Raw genomic sequence first — 10,922 nt, 5'->3', positions numbered from 1 at the left:
AGCAAGGAGCGCATTCATTCTCCTTTTCCTCACAATGTCACCTTTAATCAATGAGTGAACCTGAATCGCATCATGCTCTATCAAGTTCTCAAGCTGGAGTGGCTGAAATTATGCGTTCTTCTATAAAGAAACATAAATCTGATGACGGCTAAACTTCGATCGGCTGTGTTAATGTTTCGTCTTTGTTGATGCTCAATCCATGCTGGTTGTTATCCACATAATCACTCTTGAAAAGGCAATTCTGATGCGTCGCTTCGGTTGGCAAACTGCGATCGTAAACGGCATCGTCCTCAGTACGATTGTGCTGGGATGGACAACTGTGGCAGTGGCACAACGCCGTCCGATCGCCGATAACACGCTGGGAGTGGAAAGCTCAACTGTCATTCCGCTCGACCCACAGAGCTCAAGCGATCGCATCGAAGGCGGAGCGCAGCGCGGCAATAACCTCTTCCACAGCTTTCGAGAATTTCATGTTGATGAAGGACGCAGTGTCTACTTTGCTGATCCGGGGGTAGACAACATTCTCGCTCGTGTCACGGGTGGCGGGCAGTCACAAATACTGGGCGTACTCGGTGTGCTGGGCGATGCCAACTTGTTCTTACTTAACCCCAGCGGCATCCTCTTTGGTGACGACGCCCGCTTAGATGTGCGCGGTTCCTTTGTGGCAACTACTGCCAATGCGATCGCCTTTCCTAACGGTGATGTGTTTAGCGCCACCAACGCCACTGCACCAACGCCACTGCTCAACGTCAATCCCAACGCTTTACTGTTCAATCAGCTTAATCCGCAACCGATTATCAATCGATCGATTGCGGATACAACCGGACTCACCACTGCCCCCGGTCAAAGTCTCGCCTTAGTGGGTGGCGATGTGCGGCTCGAAAATGGGCGGTTAACGGCTTTAGGCGGACGAGTGGAACTGGGAGGACTCTCAGAACCGGGGACGATCGGATTGACGATGAATGGTAATAGTCCCAGCCTGGAGTTTCCAACCAATGTTGCTCGATCGAATGTGTCGCTTGCGAATAATTCTCAAATCAATGTTGCGGCGAGCGATGGAGGAAGTGTCGTGGTCACCGCCCGAAACTTGAGCCTCAGTAACAGTTCAATTTTGGCTGGAATTGCAGCAGGGTTGGGAGGCGTTGACAGCCAAGCTGGGGACGTTGATCTCAACGCAACGGGGTCGATCGCGCTAGTTGATAGCGAAATTTCTAACCAGGTGGAGTTTGAATCCACAGGACAGGGGGGAAGCATCCGCATCACCACCGGGTCGCTTTCCCTCACCAATGATGCTCAGTTGAATACCAGGACTGATGGAGAGGGGGATGCTGGAGACATCATCATTGATGCCCGTGATACCGTCTCCTTCGATGGCGCAGGTGTCTTCTTTGTCTCTAATGGTGCTTCCAGTGTGGTAGGCGGGGATGGCATCGGGCAGGGAGGAAACATCCGCATCACCACCGGGTCGCTTTCCCTCACCAATGGTGCTCTGTTGGATTCCAGGACTTTTGGACAGGGGGATGCTGGAGACATCACCATTGATGCCCGGGATACCGTCTCCTTCGATGGCCCAGGTGACCGATTCTTCCCTAATGGTGCTTTCAGTTTGGTAGGGGCGGCTGCCATCGGGCGGGGAGGAAACATCCGCATCACCACTGGGTCGCTTTCTGTCACCAATGGTGCTGCGTTGGGTGCCGATACTGCTGGAGAGGGGGATGCTGGAGACATCATCATTGATGCCCGTGATACCGTCTCCTTTGATGGCACAAGTGACTTTCGCTTTTCTAGTGGTGCTTCTAGTGAGGTAAGGGAGTTTGGCATTGGGCGGGGAGGAAACATCCGCATCACTACCGGGTCGCTTTTCCTGACTAATGATGCTCAGTTGAGTACCAGGACTAATGGAGAGGGGGATGCTGGAGACATCATCATTGATGCCCGTGATACCGTCTCTTTCAATGGCGCAGGTGTCCTCTTATTCCCTCGTGGTGCTCTCAGTGAGGTAGGGGAGGATGGCATCGGGCGGGGAGGAAACATCCGCATCACCACTGGGACGCTTTCTGTCACCAGTGGTGCTCTATTGAGTGCCAGTACTGCTGGAGAGGGGGATGCTGGAGACATCATCATTGATGCCCGTGATACCGCCTCCTTCGATGGCACAAGTGACGATGGTCGCTTTTCTAGTGGTGTTTTTAGTGCGGTAAGGGAGAGTGGCATTGGGCGGGGAGGAAACATCCGCATCACCACCGGGTCGCTTTTTCTCACCAATAGTGCTCTATTAGATACCACTACGTTTGGACGGGGTGATGCAGGCAACGTAACTATTAATGCTGGCGATCGCGCCACATTCAACGGCAGCTCGATTGTCAGTAGCGTTGGGTCAGGTGCTGTAGGCAATGGTGGTAATATTCGCATCACCACAGGCTTGCTCTCACTTACCAACAGAACAGCATTTGGTGCCGAAACTCGTGGACAAGGCGACGCGGGCAACATAATTTTCAACACCTCCGCGCTGTCGCTCAATGAGGCACAGCTACAGGTGCTCACCTTCGGACGCGGCAATGCAGGCAATGTAGTTTTCAACGTCCGCGATCGCGCTAGTTTGAGCGACAGTGCGATTTTCAGTAGCGTTAGGCCGAATGCTGCGGGTGACGGAGGCGATATTCGCATCACCACAGGCTCCCTTTCCCTGACCAATTCAGAACTCGACGCTGAAACGGGTGGACAAGGCGATGCCGGTAGTGTGATTACCGATGTCGGCGATCGCGCCACATTCGACAACAGCTCGATTTTCAGTAGCGTTAGACCAGGTGCTGTGGGTGACGGAGGCGATATTCGCCTCCGGGCAGGCTCCCTTTTTCTGACTAACGAGGCACAATTTGCTGCCAGCACTGCGGGACGCGGCAATGCGGGCAACGTCACGATTCGCGCCCGCGATCGCATGAGTTTGAACAATAGTGCAATTTTGAGCAGCGTGAATCCGGATAGAGTGAGCACGGAGGCTGTGGGTACGGGCGGTAATATCCGCATTACCATAGGCTCGCTTTTGCTCACCAATCGATCGCAACTCGCTGCGGACACTGCTGGACAAGGCAATGCAGGCAACGTGATTGTCGAGGCTCGCGATCGCGTAAGTTTGAACAATAGTGCAATTTTGAGTAGCGTGAACCCCGGTGCGGTGGGCGATGGCCGCAACATTGAGATTACAGCTTCCTCGCTCTCACTCACGGAGGGCGCACGACTAACGGCTAGCACTGCTGGACAGGGCGATGCGGGTAACGTAATTATTGCTGGCGATCGCGTTTCCCTAGAAGGATCAAGACGGCAAGGATCTCGACTATTTGGGAGTGGCATCTTTACCACGACAGAGGCAGGCGCACGAGGAAGCGGCGGCAATGTGAGGATTGCGACGGATGCGGTTCGTATTGCGGATGGTGCTTCAATCTCGACCGAAACTGAGAATGCCTTTTCAGGCGGAACGGTTAGCTTCAACGCCAATACCTTTGAGGCGATCGATGGCGGGCAGGTGATTACCTCAACTGGTGGCAGCGGACAGGCGGGCAGCATCACCCTGAATGCTGGTGATCAAATCACGCTCTCTGGGGCGAGCCCATTCAACATCAGCGGCAATCAAGGAACCGCCAGTGGTTTGTTTGCCAATACCGCGCCTAACTCTGCGGGTCAAGGAGGCATTGTCCAACTGAGAACGGGGCAGTTGCAGGTGTTCGATCGCGCCAGGATTGCCGTAGACTCTCAGGGCAACGGCATCGCGGGCGGCATCGACATCACTGCCGCTGGTGTGCAGTTAGATAACCAAGCTCGCCTCACAGCTGAAACGGCGGCAACCAACGGCGGCAATATCACCCTGCGCGATGTCGGGGTATTGCTGCTTCGCAACGGTAGCCTCATCTCGACTACTGCAGGAACCGAGCGCGCTGGAGGTGACGGCGGCAACATTGCCATTGATGCAGATTTCATTGTTGCCGTCCCGAACGAAAATAGTGACATCCGCGCCAATGCATTTAGCGGTAGTGGTGGCAATGTCCGGATCACCACTGAAGGGCTGTTTGGCATTGCCCCGCAGCCGCGAGATAATCCGCTTACCAATGACATCACTGCCAGTTCAGAGCTAGGCGTGCAAGGAACGGTTGATATCACTCCCCCTGATGTTGACCTCAGACGCGGGCTTCCCGAACTGCCTGCTGAGGTGGTAGATGCCTCCGACCAGATTGCTCAAACCTGTTCTGGTGCAGGAGTGGGGCAAAGGGAAAGTGAGTTTATCGTGACAGGACGAGGCGGCTTGCCAACTGCCCCGACTGATTCGCTGGTTGGGGAAGAATCTCTTACCGGTTGGTCTACGTTAGATGAACCAGAAACTGCGGTTACTTCACAAATTCCCGAAGGGGCAATCGCTCCCCCTAATCAAGCAACAGATAGAGCAGGGGCGATCGTAGAAGCACAAGAGTGGATTGTCGAAAATGGGACGGTGAGATTGATTGTGGCAGCCCCCGCCCATATGGTTCAACCTTCCCTATGTAACCAAACTGAGAACCCGTGATCCGAAGATGCTTGCGATCGCGAACGCTAAAATTTTGCCTTCAGGGAAAAAAGGATGGATATGATGCCACACATCAAGATTCATTGAACAACACTAGTGGGTTAATCGGGCAATAAAGAGAACTTCTACGAACACTCAAACCCTTCGGACGAAGAAGTTGCGAACTATATTCATCAGCTTCATTGATATACCTATGGAGCAGTAAGTTAGGCAATTGGAAGCACTGAGATTTACATAAGCTATGGAAGAGTGCAGTTTTACCCTAAAAAAGCAAACCATGCAACTTTACTTTCTAGGTGTTTCATACGAGTACTACGAGTATCATCTGTCTCAGCGCGAGGTTACTCCTCAATCGGTACAGATGTTGCGGTATCGAGGTGTGCCCTACATGCAAGTAAGTCATCTTGCCCCAGACGAACTAGCGCTGAAGTAGTGCCTTCACCAAATGACAGCATGCAGTTAGATGTAGGACAAGAGGAATGTGGGATGCAGCCTCAGTGCATGGGCTTTTCCCACGTACTACAGTTCCATTTTGGAGAGATTGCAAATGGTCACAATTCGTTTTTCAGCGTCACCTGAAGTTCTCGTAGAAGAAGCCGGAACCGCGATCGCCCTTCGCTTTCAGCTTGACCAAGCTCCGCCTGGGGGTGAACTTACGGCGACGGTAAAAGGTAATGTGCTGCAGTCATTAATTGGATACACGGTCAATCCGATCAACAGCGCGGTCTTACAGTCTGCCGATCGCCGCTCCGACATCCTCACGGGCACAAGCCAGAGCGATCGCATGGTCAGCGACGGACAGGACGATCGGCTAGGACTGATCGGCAAGCGGCAGTTTGGCGGTCCAGGCAACGATGTGTTGAGGGGCGGCGATGGGCGCGATGCGCTAATCGGCGACGCAGGCAACGATCGGCTGGTCGGCGGTGCTGGTAGAGATGTGCTGAGCGGCGATGATGGCGACGATGTGCTGAGCGGCGGTGCTGGCAACGATGTGCTGAGCGGCGGCCCAGGCAACAATCAGCTGATTGGTAGTGCAGGCAACGATCTGTTCAACATTGAAGCAGGCCCAGGAGTTGATACGATCGTGGACTTTAGAAACAACCGAGACACCTTCGCTATTAGCGTCAGCTTTGAACAGCTAGACATTGTGCAGCAGGGACGCAATACCTTAATTCGACAGGGAGGCGATGTGCTCGCCGTGTTGCGGAACGTCGACGCCAATCAAACCAATGCAGCGGATTTCGTTACCGTGTAACTCATGCCAGAAGTGCTGTCAGACTGTCGGTTTTTGTGAATGAGCAGAAAATATGGCGCAATTTGCAGATGAGTGGTGTAAACCTGCAGAGCTGAATCTGTCAGTATTTCATTCACAACACGACACTCTATTTAACGGTAGCAACCACATTTCAAGGAGTTAATAGATATGAGCCAGTCCCCCCAAATTTTGACACGACGTCAATTAATTCAATTAATGGGAGGAGTTGCAGGGGGTCTAACTCTTCACGCCTGTACTTCTCAGCTCCAAGCAACATCACCAGATACTTCGACCACCATCTCTCCTGCTGGGTCGGCATCTCCGACTGAGCTGGTCAAAAGTGCATATGGCAGCACACTTTGGATTGGCTACGCCCCACTTTACGTCGCTATTGAAAAAGGATTCTTTAAAGAAGGTGGGTTAGATCTGGAGCAAAAAGTCTTTGGCACTACGGGTGAAGGCAACGCAGCATTTGCTGCTGAGCACATTCAATGCATCAGCATCGTTACAACGGAAACAGTGGCATTTGCTGCTCAAGGGCAAGATTTTCGCATTGTTCAGATTGCGGATTCATCAACCGGAGGTGACGGTATCTTGGCGCGCAACAGCGTGAAAGATGTTGCAGACTTTAAGGGCCGAGAGATTGCGGTAGAGTTAGGCAGCGTCAGCCATTTCTTCCTACTGCAAGTGCTAGAAGAGGCAGGCTTAACGGGTGATGATATCAAGATCACTAACGTTACACCCGATGCTGCTGCCGCTGCTTACACGTCTGGACGAGTTGATGTTGCAGTAACCTACTCCCCATTTTTGAAGCAGTCCAACAATGCTCAGAAGGATGGACGCATTATTTACGATTCATCCAAAATGCCAACTGCCATTACGGATGTGTACATTTTCAGCACTCAATTTGTTGAAGAAAACCCTCAAGCCATTCAAGGCTTTGTGAATGGCATCTTTAAAGCACACGAATTTATTGAGACAAATCCTGACGAAGCATATGTGATTACTGGAAAGCAATTGGAATTACAACCCGAAGAAGTTGCAGAAGAACTGAAAGGAGTCAGTTTAACTAGCTTGGAAGACAACATCAAGCTGATGGATGACACTACCAGCGATGTTTATCTTGGTAAACACATGGAATCTTTGGCAACTTTCCTGAAAGACCAGAACCAAATTTCAGAAGCCCCTACATTAGAGCAGTTGTCAGCACTCATTGACCCAGCTTTTGTGAAGGCAGCTCAAGGTTAGGTGAGAAGAGAGTCGCTAAGTACGGGACAAAAGCTTGCAAAGACTGAGGGCAGTGCGTCAGGTTAATGTGGGATTGGTAGAGCCGAGAGGAGGCTCAACTGGAAGCACTCAGTACACCTCAGATGAATAAACTAGGAGAACTCAATGCTTCAAAAGGTTGTAATTATTGGAGCGGGTCCGGCTGGACTTTTACTTGCTCACTATCTACTGCGTCGAGAGAAATATCGCGTTGAGCTGTATGAGCAGCGTTCTGACCCGCGTTTGGTGGATGTATCGCGAGACCGCACGTTTCCAATCACGCTTCAGGAGCGAGGGAGAAAAGCACTTCGCCAGATTTCAGGATTAGAGGAAGCGATCGCCGCCGCTGGTGTATTCTGCAACGGATCAAAAGTTCATCGTCAAAAAGGTAAAGCGCGTGAGATTCCGCGAACAGTTCCGCTGCTCACAATTGACCGCAATCGCCTTGTAATGATTCTCTTGCAGCACTTAACTCAAACCTACAATTCAGAACAACTTAGTCTTCAGTTTGGCTGTCAGTGTACTGGAGTAGATAGAAAAGCGAAAACCGTGACGTTGCAGCCAGAGCAAGATGAGGCGTTCACCCTGGCATACGATCGCTTGGTGGCAGCCGATGGAGCACGATCGCCCGTTCGCGACTATTTAGCTGAGGAGGCAGGCTTGCAGTGTGAGCAAACCTATGTGCCAGATGCCTATAAATCGGTGTTTCTCCCTCGCCTAGCTCCAACCCTAGAATTGGAGCTAGAACCGGACAAGATTCATGGATGGAATCAAGGCGCTCAGACGCGGATGGTAATGGTGCCTCAACCCGGCGATCGACTGAATGGGGTGATTGCTTTTGATGCTCAGCACAATCCGCTCTCAAACTTGACAACCAAAGAGGAAGTCTTGACCTTTTTCCAAGAGAACTTTCCTGTGATTGGGCAGTTGATGTCACCAGAGGAAGCAGAAGCGTTCTGGCAGCGTCCAGTGGGGCAGGCGTTAACGGTACAGTGCGATCGCTTCCATGAGGGTGATAGTATTCTGCTGATTGGAGATGCCGCTCATGCCGTCTCACCGTCATTGGGGCAGGGATGCAATGCTTCACTAGAGGATGTCCTGATTCTTGAGCGGTTGTTGGAGCAGTATGAGGATGATTGGGCGCTAGTCTTACCCGCCTTTTCTGAGCAAAGAGTTACCGATGCTCATGCACTCAGAGAATTGTCGAATTACTCGTTTCCGCGCCAGAAGCGGTTATTCGTTGAGTATTTGTTGCGATCGAAGATCAGTCGATTCCTACATCGATGGTTTCCACAGTGGGTGAAGCCGTTTGTGTTCGATCTAGTGGTTGATTACGATTTGCCCTACTCCCAGGTGTTGAGCCTGCACCGAGGCTGGATTAACAAGGTGAAGCGATCGTCGCCTCATCCCTCATGAAACATAACTGTCGTAGATTGACACAGCATTACGCATATATGGTCTTTCAAAAGACAAGCAAATTGCAGTAATGAGGAACTAACGGTGAAAACAAATTTAGAAATCATTCGGGAATTTTATGAAACGCTCAATTTTGAACTCGTTGCTCCCGATGTAGATTGGAAAGTTTCCGATAGCTTCCCCGCAGATAGTCATTATCAGGGACGAAAGAGAGTACAGGAATGGGCTGCTGAATTAGCTGTGCAGTTTCATGACTGGAAAAATGTACCCGAACAACTCTTAGATACAGGTGATGCAATCATTGCTCTGGGGCATTACCAGGGCCGCTCTAAAGTAACCGGAAAACCTTGCAATGTTCCGTTTTCCCACATCTGGTTTATGAAGGATGGACGCATCATCAAATTGAATCACCATATCAATACGTTAATGCCGCATCGTGCGATCGCTCCAAACGAAGTGCTTAAAAATTAGTGCAAATTTCAGAATTCCGGTAGTAAACCCATTTATCCAAAAATTTACCATGTTGACGCAATTTAAACTGTTTCGCCTAGTATCCCCGATCCCATTAATTTCACTTATCGCAGGTTTAGCTTCCTGCTCTACCCAAACGGCTCCTTCTGTTTCCCTTAACGGTGCAGGAGCCAGCTTTCCGACTCCTCTTTATGAATTGTGGTTTGACCGATATCATCAACAAAATCCTCAGGTTGAAGTGAGTTATAAATCGGTAGGCAGCGGTGCAGGAATTGAAAAGTTCCTCAGTCAAGAAGTTGACTTTAGCAGCACCGATGTACCCTTAACAGCTCAGCAAATTGCTCAATTTCCAGATGAACGAGGCGAGCTAATTCAAGTGCCAATCGCCAGCAGCGCTATTGTATTAGCGTATAACTTGCAAGATGTAGAAGAACTGCGGCTCTCACGTGAGGCATACTGCGGCATTGCAACAGGTGAAATCACAAACTGGAATGACGCTGCGATCGCCAGAGATAACCCAGAGATGTCACTTCCTGATCTACCAATCACATTTGTGCATCGTTCGGATAACAGCGGTACCACATTCAATTTTACTAATCACCTGGATCAGGTTTGTCCTGACTGGACAGCAGGTGTAGGGCAGACAGTCGACTGGACTGTAGGCAATGCGGCTCCAGGTAATGCAGGCGTTGCAGCAACAATTGAACAAACGCAAGGGGCGATCGGCTACACCGGATTTGCCTATGCCGAGCGCAGCCATATACCAATGGCAACGCTAGAAAATAAAGCTGGTTTCTTTATTGAACCTTTGCCCAATGCAGCCGAAGATGCCACAGAAAATATTGAAACAACTCATGATCTAGTTACTCTTTTGCCTGATCCAGAAAGTGCAGATGCCTATCCGATCATTGGTTTGACGTATCTTTTGCTCTATGAAAATTATCCCGACCCAGCTCAAAAAGAGGCACTGCAAGACCTGATCGAATGGGCACTCATGGAAGATGGCAGAATGCTTGCTGATGCAACAGGATACGCGCCGCTGTCTCGCCCTCTTGCTGCCAAGGTGATTGACCTGGTTAATACAAAAGCCTTGTCGGAGCGTAAGTGAGAAGGGGGCAGTGACAAGGGTTGTGTCGCAAAAACCAGCTAATGGTAGGGTAAGCAGGACTACATTCTCCTCCTTGCCCTCTGATGCCTAAGGCTTCTCTGTTCAAGGTTCAAGTGGCGGCACGTTCTACGGCTTTGCCTTGATCAACAAAAGTTATTTACACGCGAATCGCCTCAATTACACTTACCGGAGGTGCGACGGGAATAATTTTTGTCAATGAGAAGCCTGACGTTTTTAACAGCGTTTGATATTCAGCCTCAGTGCGTTCACATCCGCCGTAATTCAAGAGCATTTGCAAGTCGAGGAGTTTGCCATAAAACGGTTCGTTGCCTGAAGGAATAACCATTTCAACGAGCAACAGCTTGCCGTTCGGTTGCATTGCCTGATAGCAGTTTTTCAGAATGGCGATCGCTCGTTCATCATCCCAATCGTGAATGATATATCTCAGCAGGTAAGCGTCTCCCCCTGGGGGACTGATTCAAAGAAGTTTCCTCCCACCAATGACAACGATTTAGCAGTCCCAGCGCTTCAATCAGCGGTCTAGCCTCTTCAACCACATAAGGTAGATCAAATAGAGTTGCCTCCATTGACAGGTTCGCCCTGAGAATAGAAGCAATCAGAGTACCACGTCCCCCTGCAACTTCAACTAAGTTACGGACTGATGAGAAGTCGTAACCCACTGCGATCGCAGCATCTTTTTATCCGAAAAACTGCTGATTGCCTGATTGTAGATTTTGGCAGCAGCGGGGTCGTCAGCTAAGTAATCAAATATCTCTACACCAAAGATAGTCTTGAATACAGGCTTTCCAGTCTTTACACTTTCAAGCAAATGACCCCAGGGTTGCCATTCC

General features: G+C 50.5%; 10 protein-coding genes. 7 read left to right on the top strand and 3 right to left on the bottom strand.

Features of this window, described 5'->3' with window-relative positions; translation table 11 throughout:
• The first annotated feature begins 244 nt into the window (after positions 1–244).
• From H6F93_RS09540 to pstS, 7 genes are all read left to right on the top strand, one after another.
• On the top strand, positions 245–4,555 hold the full coding sequence (locus tag H6F93_RS09540) for a two-partner secretion domain-containing protein (protein ID WP_190680235.1): 4,311 nt from the start codon (positions 245–247) through the stop codon (positions 4,553–4,555).
• A gap of 277 nt (positions 4,556–4,832) precedes the next feature.
• Positions 4,833–4,988, top strand: a complete 156-nt coding sequence (locus H6F93_RS09535; protein ID WP_190680234.1) for a DUF4278 domain-containing protein — start codon at positions 4,833–4,835, stop codon at positions 4,986–4,988.
• Positions 4,989–5,102: 114 nt separating this feature from the next.
• On the top strand, positions 5,103–5,810 hold the full coding sequence (locus H6F93_RS09530; protein ID WP_199313594.1) for a calcium-binding protein: 708 nt from the start codon (positions 5,103–5,105) through the stop codon (positions 5,808–5,810).
• Positions 5,811–5,978: 168 nt separating this feature from the next.
• Complete coding sequence (locus tag H6F93_RS09525) at positions 5,979–7,058, top strand: ABC transporter substrate-binding protein (protein WP_190680233.1); 1,080 nt, start codon at positions 5,979–5,981, stop codon at positions 7,056–7,058.
• Between the two features lie 144 nt (positions 7,059–7,202).
• The gene (locus tag H6F93_RS09520) at positions 7,203–8,492 is read left to right on the top strand and encodes an FAD-dependent oxidoreductase (RefSeq protein WP_190680232.1); all 1,290 of its coding nucleotides are present in this window, start codon (positions 7,203–7,205) and stop codon (positions 8,490–8,492) included.
• Positions 8,493–8,576: 84 nt separating this feature from the next.
• Positions 8,577–8,963, top strand: a complete 387-nt coding sequence (locus tag H6F93_RS09515) for a nuclear transport factor 2 family protein (protein WP_190680231.1) — start codon at positions 8,577–8,579, stop codon at positions 8,961–8,963.
• 49 nt (positions 8,964–9,012) lie between these two features.
• The gene (gene pstS / locus H6F93_RS09510) at positions 9,013–10,071 is read left to right on the top strand and encodes a phosphate ABC transporter substrate-binding protein PstS (RefSeq protein ID WP_190680230.1); all 1,059 of its coding nucleotides are present in this window, start codon (positions 9,013–9,015) and stop codon (positions 10,069–10,071) included.
• Positions 10,072–10,228: 157 nt separating this feature from the next.
• Here pstS and H6F93_RS34595 read toward each other — a convergent pair whose 3' ends face one another.
• The 3 genes from H6F93_RS34595 to H6F93_RS09495 all read right to left on the bottom strand — a co-directional run.
• Positions 10,229–10,549, bottom strand: coding sequence for a methyltransferase (locus H6F93_RS34595; RefSeq protein ID WP_190680236.1), 321 nt, complete (start codon positions 10,547–10,549; stop codon positions 10,229–10,231).
• Positions 10,491–10,751, bottom strand: a complete 261-nt coding sequence (locus H6F93_RS35725; protein WP_190680229.1) for a methyltransferase — start codon at positions 10,749–10,751, stop codon at positions 10,491–10,493. The genes H6F93_RS34595 and H6F93_RS35725 overlap by 59 nt, the downstream gene beginning before the upstream one ends.
• On the bottom strand, positions 10,718–10,922 hold a 205-nt coding region (locus H6F93_RS09495), incomplete at its 5' end, for a class I SAM-dependent methyltransferase (RefSeq protein ID WP_242043372.1). The genes H6F93_RS09495 and H6F93_RS35725, both read right to left, overlap by 34 nt.

Source organism: Leptolyngbya sp. FACHB-671, assembly GCF_014695745.1.
In the GTDB taxonomy this organism is placed as follows: domain Bacteria; phylum Cyanobacteriota; class Cyanobacteriia; order Elainellales; family Elainellaceae; genus JAAUTN01.
The sequence above is the reverse complement of the archived record's forward strand: the minus strand, read 5'-3'. Positions and strand labels throughout refer to the sequence as shown.

What these genes read in the sequence shown, in the direction of transcription:
- H6F93_RS09540 (WP_190680235.1), top strand. Translation starts at nt 245, where the DNA reads ATGCGTCGCTTCGGTTGGCAAACTGCGATCGTAAACGGCATCGTCCTC.
- H6F93_RS09535 (WP_190680234.1), top strand. Translation starts at nt 4,833, where the DNA reads ATGCAACTTTACTTTCTAGGTGTTTCATACGAGTACTACGAGTATCAT.
- H6F93_RS09530 (WP_199313594.1), top strand. Translation starts at nt 5,103, where the DNA reads ATGGTCACAATTCGTTTTTCAGCGTCACCTGAAGTTCTCGTAGAAGAA.
- H6F93_RS09525 (WP_190680233.1), top strand. Translation starts at nt 5,979, where the DNA reads ATGAGCCAGTCCCCCCAAATTTTGACACGACGTCAATTAATTCAATTA.
- H6F93_RS09520 (WP_190680232.1), top strand. Translation starts at nt 7,203, where the DNA reads ATGCTTCAAAAGGTTGTAATTATTGGAGCGGGTCCGGCTGGACTTTTA.
- pstS (WP_190680230.1), top strand. Translation starts at nt 9,013, where the DNA reads ATGTTGACGCAATTTAAACTGTTTCGCCTAGTATCCCCGATCCCATTA.